Raw genomic sequence first — 17,547 nt, forward strand, 5'->3', positions numbered from 1 at the left:
AAAACCCACGGTGAAAATTCATTTTCTTCGTGGGTTTTTATCATTTTTAGGGTTCTGTTACAAAGTTTTTAAAAGTAAGCTAGATTTTTGCAAAACAAAGTGAGGAGCATGATAAATGGGAGATTTTAAAGGGAAACAATTTAAAAAGAACATTATTTTAGTAGCAGTCGGCTATTATCGTCGTTTTCCCTTAAGTTATCGAGATGTATTTGAGATTCTGAAAGAGCGTGGGATTTCGGTTCATCCTACGACGATCATGCGTTAGGCTCATGAGAATGTAGTTGTAATATATGGTTGTACAAAAATCTTCACCGTAAAACAAAGTGGGCTAAAAGTGAGCGAGAAGAGTTAAAGAAAGCATTAGAATATTAATTAATACATTCTTTTGACCAGAGGTGATTTCGCCGATGTAAGGAATCTTGTCCAGTGTAATTAAATCTTGAGCTGACCACCGATATGCAATATTTTCTAGTCCGAAAACTTCCAAAGCCTCGTAATGTTTTAGTGTTTCTCCTCCTTCTCCTGTTTTATTACTTTCTCCAGAGATAAGGAGCATTTCTTCCCCATTAATTGTTGCACAAGGGATAACCGGTTTAATTAAAGGGAATTATCAAAAAGGGTACTATAAAACAGAACAAGCCAAAGAAATGGATAAGGAGTGAGCAAGCGATGGACAACATTATTAATACGGGTAACTTTGGTTTACAAAGGGGACCTGCTCAAAAAACGGTTGGCCAGTATTTGTTCGATTGCCTGAAACTCGAGGGCATTACCGAAATTTTTGGTGTCGCAGGGGACTATAATTTTACACTTCTTGATACTTTGGAGTGTTATAACGGCATCAGCTTTATAGAAGGACGAAACGAACTAAACTCAGGTTATGCTGCAGATGGCTATGCAAGAATCAAAGGAATATCGGCTCTTATTACGACCTTCGGGGTCGGGGAGCTCAGCGCCTGCAATGCGATAGCGGGAGCCAACAGCGAGCATGTACCAATTATACACATTGTGGGTGCGCCTCCTGAGAAGGATCAAAAAGAGCATAAGCTTATGCATCACACCTTAATGGATGGAAATTTTGACGTTTTTCGCAAGGTGTATGAGCAGATTACGGCATATACCGCAGTGCTTACGCCGGAAAATGCCAAGATTGAAATTCAGACTGCGATTCGCATTACTAAGGAAAAGAAAAGGCCGGTATACCTGGTTGTGGCTAATGATTTAGTGACCAAGCCGATTAAAGTCTGGGCAGAACCGGTAACACCACGTCCAACATCCAACCAGAATACCCTTCAGGCTGCAGTGAATCATGTCCGTCCGCTTTTGGAGCGTGCCCACCGACCAGTTATCTTGGTGGATGTGAAAACTATGCGCTTCGGCCTTCAGACAGCAACTCGGCAACTGGCCGATGCAATGAATGTGCCTGTTGTAACGATGATGTACGGGAAGGGAGGATTCGATGAGACCCATCCAAATTATATCGGAATGTATCTAGGCTCTTTCGGGAGGACTGAAGTCCAAAGTACGGTGGAGAATGCAGATTGTATCATTGCGATTGGCATGGTATGGGCGGACACAAACACCGCAAGTTTTACCGCAAAGCTGAACCCGCTGATAACTGTCAATATTCAACCAGATATAGTTAAAATCGCTGAGGCGGAATATCCGAATATTCTTGCAGCCGACATGCTACTTGCCGTTCAGAAGGTGGGTTATACGGGCAAAGGTTTGACAAAAAAATTGTCATTCCCTTATGAGCAATTCACAACTATTGCCGACGGACCTCTAATGGCGGACGGCTATTATCCGCGTTTTCAGCGCATGCTGAAAGATGGGGATATTGTAATCGCCGAGACCGGAACGTTTTATTATGGAATGGGAGAGGTCAGACTGCCGGGCAATGTAACATATATTGGACAAGGTGGATGGCAGTCCATCGGTTACGCAATCCCTTCGGCGTTTGGTGCTATTATGGCCGCGCCGGAACGCCGAGTATTGGTGTTTACAGGTGACGGTGCCCTGCAGCTAACGGCACAGGAAATCAGTTCTATGCTCTATTACGGCTGCAAGCCCATAATCTTTATATTGAACAACGATGGTTATACAATTGAGAAATATTTAAATGTCAAAACAGAGGATCAAAAGTACAACCAAATCCCTCGATGGTCTTACACCAAGCTGGCCGAAGCTTTTGGAGGTAACGCGCTTACCGTTACGGTCCGGACCTATGGAGAGCTTGATCAGGCTATAATCCATGCTGAAAAGGAAAGCGCCGAAAGACTCTGTATAATTGAAATGATCGCAGGGAATCCGATGGACGCACCTGAATATATGCGACGGATGCGTAGTTATATGGAGAAGCAGGAAATGCAGCGCAGTCAGAAATAGTATCCAATTCCCTAGGCCCTAATTGGATACTAATTGAACAGTTCTAATCATATTCTTTTAATAAAACGCAATTAAAGGGGTGTAAAGTAAGTTGACAAAAGTTAAGGTTAGTTTACGACCCATTGCAAGTAAGTTCAATTTACCTACTGTTTTGAAAACAACTATACTACCAGGTGACTCAATTGAAAGGTTATTCATTGCCACCCAGGTAGGAGAAATCTTTTACATAGGAGACGGAGTTATAAGGACTTTTTTAGATATTCGCCCGCGAATCATAAAATTAGGCACATCTGAAGAAGGAGTTTCTAGTAGTGGTTACGATGAACGAGGATTGCTAGGACTAGCGTTTCATCCACAATTTTATCAAAATGGTTTATTTTACCTTCATTATTCAGTAGCTGGCACTCAAGGTCCGGGTGCCCTTTCTGAACCTTTTAAACCTGATCCATGTGATCCGAAAACTTTAAACTTAAAGTGGGTAAATAGAGATAATCAATATGATCATATTGATACGGTTGAGGAATGGATTTTACAATCACATGGTCAATCTCAAAAACGACGGACATTACTTAACATAAGAAGGCCCTTTTTTAATCATAACGGAGTCAATAGTTTAAACTTTTCACCTGAGACTGGAAAACTTGTTTTTACAAATGGAGATGGTGGATCGGGTTATGATCCATTTAATTTAAGCCAGGATGATTTAGAAATAGCGGGTAAAATAATTGAAATCGATGTAAGTAAAAATACATTCATAAATAACCCTCCAGTAGTTACGCGATTTAATGAGTTTCCTTTATCTATACAAGAAACACTTACAGTAATTGCGAAAGGAGTTCGTAATATAACAGGTATTTCATTTCAAAGGTTTTATAATCAGTATATCAAATATGCTGGAAATGTCGGGCAGGATATTGTAGAGTCTATTTTTTCGTTTGTTCATTATAAACCCATACCGGTTACCGAACTTGTTCAAACGCATTTAATGAGATCCACTCCCATTCAAGATGGATTTATTAATTTTGGTTGGCGAGGATGGGAAGGAGAATTACCTACTTCTTTTATAAGGCACTGTTCTGAGAACCCTACTTTGGATGAGAGAACAATGGCTTATTATAATGAAACAATTCAAACGTCAGTGAGACGTATTCAGCCTCTAATTAGTTATTTTCATAAAGATTCCAGACCGGATAAGTTTGGAGGAACTTCACTTACAGGAGTTCAGCCTTATATGGGAACTGCAATACCAAATTTAACTGGTAGCGTCGTGTTTACCGATCTTGCCAAAAAAGAAGAATCTCGGTCTCCAGTTAAAGGTGTTTTAGCATATACTAGGGCAAGTATAGACGATAAACGTAATGATTTTCATGTTATTGAAACCAATTATGATTTTGGTGCTCAAGCAGCTTATTATGTTAGTTTAGGAACAAACTTAGATCAAACTAGATTATATTTAGGAGTTTACGGTTCTATGAAAGTAACTGATTTTAACAAAGGTACTATTTATGAAATTGTTCCATGATACGATATAAACTCTAAGTCTAAAAATATAAGAAATTCATTATTCTTCAAAATGCACGACCTGTTGTCCCTCTAAAAAACTTCTATGTATAAACGATTAGTAGAAAGTTAACTCGTAAACCATAAGTGTATGAATAATTATAGTAAGTGATGAATTAGGTATCTTTAGGAGGTATTTTGATGAATCGCTTTAGATGCTATTGGTATCAATGGATGATAGAGCAGGATGCGAATTTTGTTCATAAAAGAAAGGTGACTCCTGCAAGTAGGTTAGTCATTACAGCGTTACTCGGTTCATTTGCTGCTATTTTTCAATCTGCGGGGAACTTAATCCCTGGAATTGGGTTATTTATTAGTCCTTTCGCGACGCTACCGATTTGTCTGGCTATTTGTTATTCTATTCGTGAGGGAGTACTTTCTTATATTCTTACTATTTTCCTATTATTCATTATTGAGCCAAGTGAACTAATTGTCTTTCCCTTTACTACAGGATTATTAGGTATAGCGTTAGGAGTATCCTTTTTACAATTCAAGAGGAGGATTTGGGTAATTTCCTTTTCAGCGATATGTCTACTTATAGGAATTATGATCATTCTCGATATCTTCCGTTTTCCTGTACTTGGTCCTACTATTCATACAACTATGGATATAAAAGTTATTACATTAATATTTATACTGAGTTTTCTATACTGCTGGATCTATGCAGAGCTATGTAGAATAATAATGAATAGAGTATATAAAGTATGGTCTTAACAATTGTATAAAATCTTTTTGAACGAATACACTTTCTCATATATTTTCAAAGATTGGAGATTTAAGTCATGTATAACGTTGAAATTAGAAGGCCGAATTCGGATGATATTGATGAACTAAATTTGTTTTTTCGTATAGTTATTACGAATACTTATAAAAACGAAGGGTTATCACAACTATTAGATGCCATAGAAAATGAAATTAATTCGAAAAAGCAATATTTGAAAAATGATTTTGATAGTAATGGAGAAAGTCGTTACTTTTTATTAGCAATAGATACAAGTAACAATAAAATCATTGGAACGATTGAAATCGGTCCAGCAAGTACATTAATTAATAGTTGTACAGGCGGTGTACTTAAGGATTTGTATGAAATAGGAACTGTATTTATACTTCCGGAGTATCAAAGAAAAGGTATAGGGAGTTTACTACTAAATACAATGTATCTTACATTACTTAGCAGAGGAATAACCGAATACTGTTTAGATAGTGGATACAAAAAAGCGCAAAAAATATGGACGAAAAAGTTTGGAAAACCTAGTTATGTGCTGAAGGATTATTGGGGCGAATCAAGTGATCATATGATTTGGAAAAAAAGTTTACATGATATACCTATAATATTTGAATTATAAAATGAAATATTTCTCTGAATATAGCTTTTCTTACATACTTATGCTATTATTTATCTTTATAATAAAAGAGGACGTGAATGAACTTGATTAAAATTAATATTCCTGAAACTGATGTTTCAATTACTGAACGTAAACAAGTTATTAAAGGAGACGAGCCATTAATTACTCCAATTAACGGTTTTATCGATTTCCACTTGTTCCCTAGAGATAAAGGCGGCATTTTTATGTTTTACAATATTAATGACGAACTTCTTTTCGTAGGTAAAGCTCGTAAAATTAGACAACGTATTAAAAAGCATTTTGAAGATAATGTTTCACCAATCAAAAATAATCGTGATGAAGTATACCGCATCGATGCATGTATCGTAGAAGATCCAACAGAAAGAGAAATTTACGAAACTTACATCATTAATGAATACAAAGCGAAATATAACGTTGATAAAGTGTTTTATAAATAAACAATATTAGCGAAATGAAACAATCCTAGTACATACACTAGGATTGTTTTTATTTATATAGATTTGTAATTTTTGTCCGTAATGATTTTCCTCGCATTTGTTCCTCCTTATAAGGGAATATATTATTTAATCGGCAGAATTTTTTCGTATTTTAAAGTAATGAGCGGCAATTAAACAAAGTACCCCTATAAATAACATAATAATTCCAAGAGTTTTATGCTTTCCTTCGAAGAAAGGTATGTCTGTAATTACATTTGTCATACATAAGCCTAAGAACACAAGAATTGGTCCAAGCCAAAGTAATATGTTGCCTAATTTTGTGTGTTTCTCCATATAAACCCTCCTTTATTTTTACATATATATCCATCGATATTGCAATCCATAACTTCTAAATAAAAGTTAAAGTAAATCCCCAAGAGAAATATATTTTCTTTCATAACAAAAATTAAAGCATCATATATTGGTACAAGCAAATGAGAAAGGAGATCATCATGAATTGGCTAGAAGCTTTTATTTTAGGAATTATTCAAGGACTGACAGAGTTTTTACCTATAAGTAGTACAGGGCATCTTTACTTAGGGAGACATCTTTTTCAATTAGATGAAGCAGGTTTATTTTTAGATACGATGCTGCATATTGGAACGTTACTTGCGGTGTTTATTTATTATAAGAAAGAATTTATATATTTAATTAAAAATCCGTTTTCAAAGCTTATGTTTTTACTTATTGTCGGGACGATACCTGCGGTTGTAATCGGCTTATTATTTAAAGACTTTTTTGAAGATATTTCAAAAACAGGTATAACAATAGGTTGGGAGTTTTTAGTGACGGGTTTATTTCTTTATATGGCCGATAAACAAAAGAACGGTCGTAAAAAAATGAATGATATTACATATAAAGATGCATTCATAATTGGTTCATTTCAAGCAGTAGCTATATTTCCGGCAATTTCTCGTTCTGGAATGACAATTGTCGCTGCATTATGGAGAAAGTTAGACCGCGAAACAGCGGCGTACTTTTCATTTTTATTATCAACACCAGCTATTGTCGGAGCTATCATCTTGCAATTTGCAGATGTTTTTCAAGGGAAAGCAGAATCTATTTCTAGTACATCATTAATTGTCGGAACATTATCAGCAGCGTTCTTTGGTTACATAGCAGTTTCATGGATGATTCAATATTTAAAACGTCATTCTTTAAAAGTATTCGCGTATTACGTATGGGGATTAGGTATTTTAATTTTAACGTTGCAATTCACAAAGGTGTTTTAAATATAATTAGCAAGGAATTATTAGTTAAGATCCTGTTCCATTCATACACGACAGGATCTCTTTTCATTAAGGGGGAAAAAATGTTTACTAAGGCTATCGTTATCGGTGGAAGTATAGCAGGGAAACTCGTCGCAAAAGCTTTATCAAATACGTTTGAAGAAGTAATCATTTTAGAAGCCGGAGAAAGATGGGATGGAAAAGGACCTCGTAAAAGAGTTCCACAAAGTAATCATCCGCATGTGTTATTAAAAGGCGGCGAAGAAGCACTTGAGGAGTTGTTTCCTAACATTACTAATGAATTAATTGAAGCAGGTAGCATTGTAAATAACTTTACTCGCGATTTAAAATGGCATCAGTTCGGCCTATGGAAGCAGCCTTTCAAAGGCGAAATAAATATGATTCAGCAAAGTCGTCTTCTGTTAGAATCTCATATTCAAAAACGAATTGAACAAGTTTCAAATGTTACTACGAAGTATGAAATGTTGGTTGAAGGATTACTAGTAGATAACAAACTTAATAAAGTCTATGGAATAAGAGCTAAATGTTTGAAAACAGAAATGAAAGAAGAATTTCATGCAGATCTTGTTGTTGATGCAAGTGGATTTGGTTCAAAAAGTATAGATTGGTTACAAAAATACAATTTTGAAGTACAAGAAGAGAAAGTAAGAATTGATTTGTTTTACGCAACTAGAATGTTTAGGCTCAAAGAAAAAGAGAAATTAGACTGCTGTAATATGCTTATGTCTCCAAGTTTTCCCGAGAATCCGTATGGTGTTCTAATTCAAACGATTGAAGATGATCGTTATTTTGTTACTTTTAGTGGAGATGCAAATGAAAAAGCACCGCAAACAGATGATGAATTTTATGATTTTGCTGAAAACCTATCAATCCCTAATGTTACAGAGTTTCTAAACAAATCTGAGGCGATTACCGATATAAAAACGTACAAAATTCCATATCAAGTACGCAGGCGATTTGATCTAGTTAATAATTTACCTGAAAGATTGTTAGTAGTTGGAGATGCGCATTGTCGTTTTGATCCAGTTTTCGGACAAGGTGTTTCAGTTGCAGCTATGGAAGCTCGCCAATTGCAATTAATCCTTCAAGGGAGAAAAAAGCTTGATAAAACATTAACTCAAGAGTTTTATAGGAAGTCTGCTATGATTATCAAAACACCTTGGGAAATGACGACAACGGAGATAGCACGTCATCCTAAGTTACAGCAAGAATTAACTATGAAACAAAAATTTCAGCAATGGTATACGAAACAAATATATCAACTTTCTGCAAGTGATTCTGATATTTATATTCGGTTAGTCAGAGTTATGAACTTAATTCGTAGTCCTTTTCATCTTTTTCATCCTAGAGTATTACTTGCTGTATTACTCAGACGAAAGAAATAGCAGGAAAATTATCGTTTAAAAAAGAATGTATAACAGTTAGTAAATCAAGAAGGGGTAAACGGGATGGAAATATACATAGAACAATTAAAGAATCAAGATGCTGAAGATTTATTTAATTTTGAACTCACGAACAAATCATTTTTTGAAACAATGGTACCAAGTCGTGGCTCTAATTATTACGTGTATGAATACTTTCAAAAGCAACTTGACGAACTATTAAAAGAACAAACTGAGGGGATTTCTTATTTTCATCTCATACGTAATACAGAAAAAGAAATTGTAGGACGTATCAATTTAGTAGATATAGATAAGGAAAAACGAATTGGCTCGTTAGGTTACCGAGTTGGAGAGAAGTTTACTAAAAAAGGAGTTGCAGCATCATCTGTAAAATTGATTTTGGCTCAAGCAAGAGTCTATGAAATTAATGAAATACATGCTACGACAACAACAAATAACATAGCTTCACAAATTGTATTAGAAAAGAGGGGATTTTCTCGTGAAAAGGAAGCAGATACAACTACTGTAGATTTAAACGGAGAAAACGTAAATTTCGTACATTATATTTGGAGGACTACTAAGGATTAAAAATAATAGGGGGGGGACATGTACATGAAGGATTTACGTTATCCAATAGGTCAATTTACTTATGTAGGCACTATTACAGAAGAAATAATTGATAAATGGATTCAAGAAATTGAGGATTTACCTAATGAATTAGCAAGAGCGATAAAAGATTTAGATCAGAAGCAGTTAGATACACCGTATCGCGTTGGTGGATGGACTGTTCGTCAAGTCGTTCATCATGTTGTTGATAGTCATATGAATAGCTACATACGCTTTAAATTAGCACTGACAGAAAAGAATCCAACTATTAAACCGTACAAAGAAGAAAAATGGGCAGAGCTACCTGACTCAAAATTGCCAGTAGATGTTTCACTTGTAATGCTAGATTCATTACATAAAAGATGGGTTAACTTATTATATTCTTTAGAACCGGCAGATTTAGAAAAGACATTTAATCATCCTGAATCAGGAGAAAAAAAACTTGCTGCTGCAATTGGACTATATGCATGGCACGGTCGTCATCATACAGCTCATATCACTTCTTTAAGAGAGCGTTTAAATTGGTAACATTAGAGAAGGCGACAGAAAGTGATGCAGAGATTATATTTCAAATGCAAGTAGAATCATTTAGTTCATTATTAGAAAAGTATAAGGACTATGAAACAAATCCGGCAAATGAACTTATTGAAAGAACGATTTCGAGAATAAATAATCCGGACGGTGGATTTTATAAAATTTTCGTAAATACGAATCTTGTCGGAGCGATATGTATATCACGTAAAGAAGAGTCATCTAAATTTTGGATAAGCCCGATGTTTATTATTCCAAACTATCAAGGGAACGGAATTGCTCAAAAAGTATTAATTTTAATCGAGGAGATGTTTCCGGAAATAACGACTTGGGAGCTTGCTACAATTTTAGAGGAAGAACGAAATTGTTTTCTATACGAAAAGATGGGATATATAAGAGCGGAATTTAAAAATAAATTAAATGATAAAGCAACATTAATTTATTATAAAAAAGAAAGGTAAAGCACATTTTAAATGCTTTACCTTTTCACATTATTTTAGATTGAATATACAAATTTAATGTATATTCTTCCAAAATGTTCGGGTTAGTAATTTCTAATGTGAATAAATATACAAAAACGAACTATTTCGTCGTATATGTTACTAACGCTTTTTGAATACTTAATATGCTATCATCGCCTTTAAATTCTTTCGTAATTGGCGCGCTCAAACTAGACACCCATATTTTAAGTTCTGCATCTAAATCAAAATGCCCAGCTGTTTCAATACTAAATTGTGTAATACTTTTATAAGGGATAGAATGGTATTCTGTTTTTTTACCAGTTACTCCTTGTTTGTCTACTAAAATAAGACGGCGATTTGTAAATACGATTAAATCACGAATTAATTTATAAGCATGCTCAACTTTCTCATCATCTAGCATAATCTTTTCTAAATCACGTTCAACGCTTTCTGTACTCGCACTTGATGCATTTCCTAAAATACCACTAAATAAACCCATATGAAATTCCTCCTTTATAATATGTGGAATGAGTTTCTTATATTGTACCATGCTATTGGATAAGACATTATGACATAAGTTCAATAGTTTTTCGTTATTGTTGCAATTAATTTATATAACCTCATCCTAAAATCTTGTGCTAACATGTAATTAAGAAAATAGAAGCAGAGGGATTAAGCATGAAGAATATCGGTTTAGTATTAGAAGGCGGCGGAATGAAAGGGTTATATACTGCAGGAGTACTCGAATATTTTATGGAAAGGAGCTTATTCTTTCCGTATGTAGTCGGTGTATCCGCTGGAGCGTGTATGGGAGCAACATATTTGTCACGTCAAAAAGGAAGAAATAAGAAAGTAAATACAGAGCTAGTAGCAGATCACAGGTATATATCTTATCGAAACTTAATTCGAAAACGTGAATTATTTGGAATGGATTTTTTATTTGATGAAGTACCAAACAAAATTGTACCGTTTGATTTTCAAACCTTCCTAAATTCAAATGAACAGTTTGTAATCGGAACGACTGATTGCGAATCAGGACAGGCAGTTTATTATAATAAAATAGAACATGGAAATGATATTTTGAAAATCATTCGTGCTTCAAGCTCTGTGCCATTTATTGCACCTGCTGTAGAATATGATAATCGAAAACTGTTAGATGGAGGGATTATAGATCCTATTCCAGTTTTCAAAGCACAGAATGATGGTTATAAAAAGAACGTTGTTGTTATGACAAAGCCAGAAGGATACGAGAAGCAGCGGAATAAATTTTCTGGACTGTCTAAAATTTTATATAGAAGATATCCGAAAATCGCAGAACTTTTAGTAGAACATTATCGTTTTTATAATGAAACTGTATCTTATATGAATCACAACGAACAAAAAGATAATTTTTATGTAATTCAGCCAAGTATACAACTTCCTATAAGCGGTATAGAGAGAAATAAAGAAAAGCTCGTTAATTTATATAATCTTGGGTATAAGGATGCTCATAATCATTATAAAAACTTATTGAATTGGATGGAGAAATAAAGGGGTGGAAAGTTGTTATTAGGAAAAAAGGTTATTTTTAATGAATTACAGAAAATGCATAGTCCTCTGCATAAGCCATTTCCCTATCGTGACACACGAAAATTGCAGAAAAACTATAAAAATACATTTACAGAAGATGACTGTATTAATGCCGATTTAAATTATTATTGGATGCATACAGCAGGAACTTTGAGTAGGGTACTTAATAAAAACGAAAAGAAAATTTTGTTTCAACAAATACTATGGCTACGAAAATCGTTTTTTGAATGGTTTCCGCAATATCGTTTTCTTAAAACAGGAATTATAAAGTACCCCATTTTATATAGAGATTTCATGAATTATGAAAAGGCTCGGAAACTGTTACTTTACTATCTTACTGAATAAAGACGAAAACGCACAGGTTAAATAACTTGTGCGTTTTTTGGTTCATAAAATATACAATATTTCCAACTTGTTTATATAGGAATTCTAATGAGAAGAAAGAAGTACTTATAAAATACTGCAGAGGAGGGAAGAGGATTTTAGTTTTGCGGTCGTTTTCCTTTAAATCATTATTCATCATGTAAATGTTAAGTGACAAAAAAGGTTTTTAATTCTTATTGGACTATCAGGCAGTTTAGTTAACTTGTGTTCAACAATTGTGTCGGATTCTTGAGAATTACTTTCAAATATTGTTAGTTATTTATGTTAAAATATTCCGAGTGAAATCAGGTTCTTATCGATGTTATAAAGTATCAAGCAAAATAATTCAGAATCGAAGAAGGGACAGTACTAACATGGAAAATGTATCAAATGTAGATAAATTGGAATCAATAAAATCTTTACAATCAACCATCAATAAATTAGAAAATGCTTTGTCGCAGATGACTCAAAAAGGCGCAAATACTACTTTAGTAAAGAAACGACTGAAAGCTGTTTGCATCGGCTTAGCAATGCTAGAAAACGTTTGGAATCAAAGAACCCATCATTACACCCTGGAAGAGTTAGCAGAAGCTCGTAATGTCATTACTGGTTTGCTGCCATCAATCAAGAACTTTTATGATAAGTCAAAGGCTGGTAGTCCCCAAAGAACACTTTTAGAAAGAAGAATAAAAGCGTTGGAACAAGCTATTCAAGCAATTGATAAATTTTCTAATAAATAACCGATTTAAAAGGATGCGTTAGTGCAATAAGAATTAAACAAATTTAAAGAGCCTTATTACAAATAAAATGTAGCAAGGCTCTAATTACAGTAAGTTTGAAACATATTCTTTCTATATTTCAATTTTAAATACTACACGTAAGATTCATCTTTATACACCACATGATTATTCTCGCACTTCACACCTTCAAGGACTTCTTATTACATCGGCTAATCAGTATACATTTCATCTTCAATTTCATATAACAGCAGGATATCTTGAAAACGAACCTCTTTAAACGGCAAATAGACGTCTCTATAAAGATTTAAAAGAAAAAAGATACAAAACCATTTATGAAGAGTTTAAAGGCGGTCACGATGGCATTTGGTGGCGTAAAAAGCTACCGAATGGATTGAGAGCATTAAAACATTCGAAAACAACACTATAAAAATAAAATAAAAAGGAGAGAGAATCTATGAATCAAGATGAGCTAGATAAAAAACTTAAAAAACAAGAAATTTTAGTTAAAGATGAAAAAGTTTGGTCGTTCACGTATGAGGATCATATTAGTTCTATCGTTAAACAGGCAGAAAAGACAGGAGTGTTTAATGATTTACCTGGGAAAGGGAAACCTCTTAATCTTGATAAAGATCTTTCGTATAATCCTGACAAGCAACTTTATAGGACTTTGAAAAATAATCATGTTTTGCCTAGGTGGATTGAGCTTTCAAAGGAAATTGATAATTTAAAAGAAAAGCAAAAAGAGGCAACAGATGCAGAAGAAGCAGCTAAACTAATTCAAATTATTAATAAAAAGGTTTCAGAACATAATTTACTTTGTCCGCCAAGTGCACAAAAAATGAGAATGAAAACGGATTTTTAGCTATTTTTAATGAAAGCACTTTTTACTCTATAATAGAGGTAGGCATTTATGAATTATCTTTAAAGGGAGGCAAGAGAAATGAAGGATACGTATCAGCTTAATATACCGAAAGAACTCGAGCAGTATCGAAGTATTTTAGAAGAAAGTGTAAAACCGTATATTAAAGTGTCTGGAACGCAAGCAGAGACAACTCTTTTTGAAAGCAAGTTTGGCGGGTATCCGTATGTACCTATAAATCAGGAACATCCTAAAGACTCAAACGGACAACCTATGATGCTACTTGCGCAGTTAAACTTTGAAGAAATGCCGTATATTGAACCCATGCCTCAAAATGGACTCTGTTACAATTTTTCGTAAGTGCTGATGATGAACTTTTTGGAATAGATTTTGATCATCCAACTAGCCAAAAAGACTTTCGAATCATTTATCATTCTACAATAACGGAAGATTTAACTAAGGTTATTACTAATTTTAGTTATTTAAACACTTTAGATTTAGAGCATTTTATCATACCTGAAGCAGCTAAACTAAAGTTTGAATTGGATTATCAACCAGTAACATCAAGAGATTATCGATTTGAAAAGATTTTTAATAAAAACATTGATTGGGAAGAAATTGTTGATGAAGAAAATAAAACAGAATTAGGCGAACTGTATGATGATCTATGCGAAGATCAAGGGCATAAAATTGGCGGGTATCCATTCTTTACACAGACAGATCCGAGGGAATAGGAAGAAAAATACCAACAACATGATATATTGTTGTTGCAAATCGATACAGACGATTCATTAAATATTATGTGGGGAGATTCTGGTGTTGCTAATTTCTTTATACGCAAGGAAGATTTATTGAACCTAGATTTTTCCAATGTTATTTACAATTGGGATTGCTATTAAAATAACAATTTAGAGCATTACTTATGTTTAAATAGGGAAAAGGACCCGATTTATTGGTGTATATATGTTTAAGTGCTAAAAAATCATCCTAACAGTTAGGATGATTTTTGTTTTGATAATATTTAATTATGTTAACTAAATTAAAAGATAGCAATCATAATAAAAGTCAAGCGATGATATGAAATAAATAAAAATAATGTAACATGTAGCAAATCATATATGTAGCTAAAAATGATAAATCAATCAGTGGGAAATTTATTAGTAATAAAAACACTTTAATCGATTTTAAATTTTTGTTTTAAATATATTGTTACGTAAAATTTTTTTGTGTTTGTAAATAGAACGATTCATGAATTTTAAGTTCGGATTTGCTATGAACGGATTAAATATAAATTAAGTGATAAAAACGTAAAAAAGCATTTAAGTTCGATTTAGTATAAATCTCATTAAAAATCTCCCTTTCATCTCATTAAGTATAGTTTACTTGGTTTTTGATACAGAGAAACACTTACTCTATACAACTTTGTATAATATATATTATGTTAACTAGAAAAAAGTAATAAACTTATCATATGTTAATTATGATTGTTAGGCTCCCCTTTTTAATTGGGTTAATAATCTGTTATAGATTGTGTGGTTATTTGTTATTTTAAGTTGTTCATGTTGTGTTATTGATAAGAATGTTTCCGTGTATAATTTATATTTTAGTTAATAAAAAACGCAATTCTTTTAAAGTGAACGAATTGCGTTGATATGATTAAGAATAAGTTTTTTAAAATTAGTTTGCTACAGCGATTGCTTCGATTTCGATTAATAATTTATCGTTAATCAATTTGTTAACTTCTACAGCTGAACTTGCTGGTGGATTGTTTGTGTTGATGTATTGATCTCGAATATCTCTAACAATGGCCATTTGAGAAATATCCGTCAAGAAAAATATTAATTTTACTACATCATTAAAATTTAATTCTGAAGCTTCTAATGCTACTTTAATATTTTCAAATACTTGGCGCGTTTGTGTACCTAAATCTCCATTCCCGACTATATGACCATCAGCATTAATCGCTACTTGTCCAGATATGTAAATTGTTCGTTTAGCGTTACTAACTTCGACTACATGTGAGCAACCGAAAGTTGCTGGCAAAGTTTCCGGATTGATAAATTTCTTTTGCAATGTACTTCTCTTCTTTAAATATCGCATTTTCTTTATATATTAATTCTAATTAGTTTCTGAACTATTATCTGTTCACAAATGATCTATTTTGTTGTATTCACTTATTTTCCATTGTTCTTGATGGTAATAGATGCTACTGATACAAGCAGTAAAAAGTTTTGTTTTTCCTGAGCCTATTTCATTATTGGATATAAGAGCAAGAATTGTGTTTATGACGGCGCTATGAGTAACTAAAATAACTTTACTATTTGGGTGTTGTTTCTGGATTATATTCAAACCGGTTATAATTCTTGTTTTTAGAAATCTTCTTGGTTCTTGATTTATATAATTACGATTTGGAAACATTTGCGTTCGCTCTTCTGTCGTTAATCCTGAAGCCATACCATAATCGCGTTCTATAAAATTCTCCATTTCAATAAGGTTTACTGGTATTAACATGTATGTATTTATGATTTCAGCTGTTTGCTTTGCTCTTGATAAAGGACTAGAAATAATAATGTCCCATTGTTTTTTACGTAAATATAGACCGCATTTTTCAGCTTGTTGTTTACCCTGTTTATTTAGCTTAATGTTCTCGCGACCTTGGAGCTTTCCAATAGCATTCCACTCCGTTTCCACGTGCCTAACTAAGCATATAACAGCCATACACGTATCCTCCTGCTACAATGTGAAGTTAAATTCTACATACAGTTTAAAGAGTTATATATGTTTGATTCCCTCGAGAGCTGCTTTTAATTACGTCTTGTTTTATTAATTCATCAGTTACTTTTGTATAGAAAAAGTGATACCACCATATAAAAAATTCTTCATAGGTTATTTCCATTGAGTATCTGCTGCTTACGTAATATTCTTTAAGAGGTTGATCATTTTCCTTTAACAATAAGATTAATTCTTCACTAATTGTGTTAGCGATTTCGCTAAGAATAGATAAGTCGGTTGTTTTAAAAACTGGAATAATAGGCTGTGCATTTTGATTTAAGCCTAGTTTTTCGTAAAATACATTTAAATTTAAGTCTATTTGACTATCTACTGCTACAAAATTTTTTACTAATTGCTTTTTCGCGTAATTAATATCAGTAATAGCATCGTGAAAATGTTCTTCAAGTATTTCCTTATTCACTGTTATTAAATTTAAGGTTGAATATCGCGTGTTTCCATAAAGGCCAATTTGAACTTCTCCTAAATCAAAATACGTATTACCATACATCCCGAATGCCCCTATGTCTGTTTGTGCCTGTTCTTGGATCGCATAATAATATCTTTTCTCATTTCTCAAAGGTCGTTCCGTTTCTAAATAGTTTTCTTCAATATTATCTATTTGTCCAAAATCTAGTAACACACCACTATAAAGTAATAGACTATACGATTCTTTAGGTAAATGATTAAATGTTTCAATTCTTTTAGAAATAATATCAATTTGATTAGAATATTTCTCAATCATTTTAAGTGTAGGCTTAATTAGAGGTTTACATAGGTTATACAATTTATCCCCTTCATAAGCTGTTATAACCATACACGTCGGATAGTAGCCTTCTCCTGTCCTTTTCAATAAGCCTTCTAATTCTAATAAATAAATGTGCTTTTCAAATTCTTCATTAGTCCAATTTAGTACTGTTTTTATAGTATTTGATTCAATTCTAAGATGAAGCATAACAAGTAAATATTGAAGATTTGTTTCACTTATTTTTATAGTTGGAGAATTATCTCCAGATGAAATCATTTTAGTCTCATAAGCTGTTTGCAGTATTTTCTCTGGGGTATTATTAGCAAGCATCATTACAGCCCTTCTTTTTAAATAAGTTAATTGTAAAATCTATGTATTTACTATGTTCTATAAATAAAAATAAGTACCCTTTAATAATCTCAAATTAAAAACCTTAGTATGCTCCTTTTGCATAATTAGTTACCTACCTGCTTCTATA

At 33.2% G+C, this 17,547-nt stretch carries 18 protein-coding genes and 4 pseudogenes; 16 read left to right on the forward strand and 6 right to left on the reverse strand.

All coding sequences use genetic code 11. The features are described 5' to 3' along the window. Nucleotides 1–115: 115 nt before the first annotated feature. Nucleotides 116–262, forward strand: a pseudogene (locus tag MHI07_RS12190) (IS6 family transposase); the annotation flags it as partial. Between the two features lie 108 nt (nt 263–370). Here the strand turns inward: MHI07_RS12190 and MHI07_RS12195 are convergent. Then, nucleotides 371–574, reverse strand: a pseudogene (locus MHI07_RS12195) (FAD-dependent oxidoreductase); the annotation flags it as partial. A 95-nt stretch (nt 575–669) separates the two neighbouring features. Here MHI07_RS12195 and MHI07_RS12200 point away from each other — a divergent pair. The 5 genes from MHI07_RS12200 (at nt 670) to MHI07_RS12220 (ending at nt 5,752) form a co-directional block, all read left to right on the forward strand. Further along, a complete protein-coding gene (locus MHI07_RS12200; protein ID WP_340824016.1) occupies nt 670–2,388 on the forward strand; it encodes an alpha-keto acid decarboxylase family protein in 1,719 nt (572 codons plus the stop codon). A gap of 91 nt (nt 2,389–2,479) precedes the next feature. After that, nucleotides 2,480–3,910: a PQQ-dependent sugar dehydrogenase gene (locus MHI07_RS12205; RefSeq protein WP_016104962.1), complete on the forward strand. Its 1,431-nt coding sequence runs from the start codon at nt 2,480–2,482 to the stop codon at nt 3,908–3,910. 179 nt (nt 3,911–4,089) lie between these two features. Then, nucleotides 4,090–4,662: a hypothetical protein gene (locus MHI07_RS12210; RefSeq protein ID WP_340824019.1), complete on the forward strand. Its 573-nt coding sequence runs from the start codon at nt 4,090–4,092 to the stop codon at nt 4,660–4,662. Nucleotides 4,663–4,730: 68 nt separating this feature from the next. Then, complete coding sequence (locus tag MHI07_RS12215; RefSeq protein WP_215581867.1) at nt 4,731–5,294, forward strand: GNAT family N-acetyltransferase; 564 nt, start codon at nt 4,731–4,733, stop codon at nt 5,292–5,294. Nucleotides 5,295–5,371: 77 nt separating this feature from the next. After that, the gene (locus MHI07_RS12220; RefSeq protein ID WP_002161640.1) at nt 5,372–5,752 is read left to right on the forward strand and encodes a nucleotide excision repair endonuclease; all 381 of its coding nucleotides are present in this window, start codon (nt 5,372–5,374) and stop codon (nt 5,750–5,752) included. A 126-nt stretch (nt 5,753–5,878) separates the two neighbouring features. Here MHI07_RS12220 and MHI07_RS12225 read toward each other — a convergent pair whose 3' ends face one another. Beyond that, a complete protein-coding gene (locus MHI07_RS12225) occupies nt 5,879–6,085 on the reverse strand; it encodes a hypothetical protein (RefSeq protein ID WP_002161639.1) in 207 nt (68 codons plus the stop codon). Between the two features lie 158 nt (nt 6,086–6,243). Here MHI07_RS12225 and MHI07_RS12230 point away from each other — a divergent pair, with 158 nt between their 5' ends. The 5 genes from MHI07_RS12230 to MHI07_RS12250 all read left to right on the forward strand — a co-directional run bounded on the left by MHI07_RS12230 (nt 6,244) and on the right by MHI07_RS12250 (nt 10,021). Continuing rightward, nucleotides 6,244–7,023, forward strand: coding sequence for an undecaprenyl-diphosphate phosphatase (locus tag MHI07_RS12230; protein ID WP_002110135.1), 780 nt, complete (start codon nt 6,244–6,246; stop codon nt 7,021–7,023). Between the two features lie 80 nt (nt 7,024–7,103). Then, nucleotides 7,104–8,426, forward strand: coding sequence for a glutamate synthase (locus MHI07_RS12235; protein ID WP_340824024.1), 1,323 nt, complete (start codon nt 7,104–7,106; stop codon nt 8,424–8,426). 63 nt (nt 8,427–8,489) lie between these two features. Then, nucleotides 8,490–9,011, forward strand: a complete 522-nt coding sequence (locus tag MHI07_RS12240; RefSeq protein WP_215581873.1) for a GNAT family N-acetyltransferase — start codon at nt 8,490–8,492, stop codon at nt 9,009–9,011. Between the two features lie 24 nt (nt 9,012–9,035). Then, on the forward strand, nt 9,036–9,557 hold the full coding sequence (locus MHI07_RS12245) for a YfiT family bacillithiol transferase (protein ID WP_002119716.1): 522 nt from the start codon (nt 9,036–9,038) through the stop codon (nt 9,555–9,557). Then, the gene (locus tag MHI07_RS12250; protein WP_215581875.1) at nt 9,497–10,021 is read left to right on the forward strand and encodes a GNAT family N-acetyltransferase; all 525 of its coding nucleotides are present in this window, start codon (nt 9,497–9,499) and stop codon (nt 10,019–10,021) included. The genes MHI07_RS12245 and MHI07_RS12250 overlap by 61 nt, the downstream gene beginning before the upstream one ends. A gap of 121 nt (nt 10,022–10,142) precedes the next feature. On the opposite strand, the gene MHI07_RS12255 is transcribed toward MHI07_RS12250, so the two are convergent. Further along, entirely contained in the window at nt 10,143–10,520 is a 378-nt protein-coding gene (locus MHI07_RS12255; RefSeq protein WP_002110143.1) for a PH domain-containing protein, read from the reverse strand. A 179-nt stretch (nt 10,521–10,699) separates the two neighbouring features. On the opposite strand from MHI07_RS12255, the gene MHI07_RS12260 reads away from it, so the two are divergent. The 5 genes and pseudogenes from MHI07_RS12260 to MHI07_RS12280 all read left to right on the forward strand — a co-directional run bounded on the left by MHI07_RS12260 (nt 10,700) and on the right by MHI07_RS12280 (nt 14,451). After that, complete coding sequence (locus MHI07_RS12260) at nt 10,700–11,551, forward strand: patatin-like phospholipase family protein (protein ID WP_215581877.1); 852 nt, start codon at nt 10,700–10,702, stop codon at nt 11,549–11,551. A 12-nt stretch (nt 11,552–11,563) separates the two neighbouring features. After that, complete coding sequence (locus MHI07_RS12265) at nt 11,564–11,935, forward strand: YxiJ-like family protein (RefSeq protein ID WP_215581879.1); 372 nt, start codon at nt 11,564–11,566, stop codon at nt 11,933–11,935. Nucleotides 11,936–12,327: 392 nt separating this feature from the next. Beyond that, nucleotides 12,328–12,693 (forward strand): hypothetical protein, encoded by a 366-nt coding sequence (locus tag MHI07_RS12270; protein WP_204209566.1) that lies wholly within the window; start codon nt 12,328–12,330, stop codon nt 12,691–12,693. Between the two features lie 91 nt (nt 12,694–12,784). Beyond that, nucleotides 12,785–13,555 (forward strand): annotated as a pseudogene (locus MHI07_RS12275) (DnaJ family domain-containing protein); the annotation flags it as partial. A gap of 78 nt (nt 13,556–13,633) precedes the next feature. Continuing rightward, a pseudogene (locus MHI07_RS12280) lies at nt 13,634–14,451 on the forward strand (YwqG family protein). A gap of 778 nt (nt 14,452–15,229) precedes the next feature. Here the strand turns inward: MHI07_RS12280 and MHI07_RS12285 are convergent. From MHI07_RS12285 to MHI07_RS12295, 3 genes are all read right to left on the reverse strand, one after another. Next, nucleotides 15,230–15,625, reverse strand: a complete 396-nt coding sequence (locus MHI07_RS12285; protein ID WP_215582081.1) for a RidA family protein — start codon at nt 15,623–15,625, stop codon at nt 15,230–15,232. A gap of 72 nt (nt 15,626–15,697) precedes the next feature. Then, nucleotides 15,698–16,270 carry a histidine phosphatase family protein gene (locus tag MHI07_RS12290; RefSeq protein ID WP_340824033.1) on the reverse strand — a complete coding sequence of 191 codons (573 nt, stop codon included), beginning with the start codon at nt 16,268–16,270 and terminating at the stop codon, nt 15,698–15,700. 46 nt (nt 16,271–16,316) lie between these two features. Then, complete coding sequence (locus tag MHI07_RS12295; protein WP_215582082.1) at nt 16,317–17,399, reverse strand: hypothetical protein; 1,083 nt, start codon at nt 17,397–17,399, stop codon at nt 16,317–16,319. Nucleotides 17,400–17,547 lie beyond the last annotated feature (148 nt).

It is taken from the genome of Bacillus sp. FSL H8-0545, assembly GCF_038006105.1.
In the GTDB taxonomy this organism is placed as follows: domain Bacteria; phylum Bacillota; class Bacilli; order Bacillales; family Bacillaceae_G; genus Bacillus_A; species Bacillus_A cereus_U.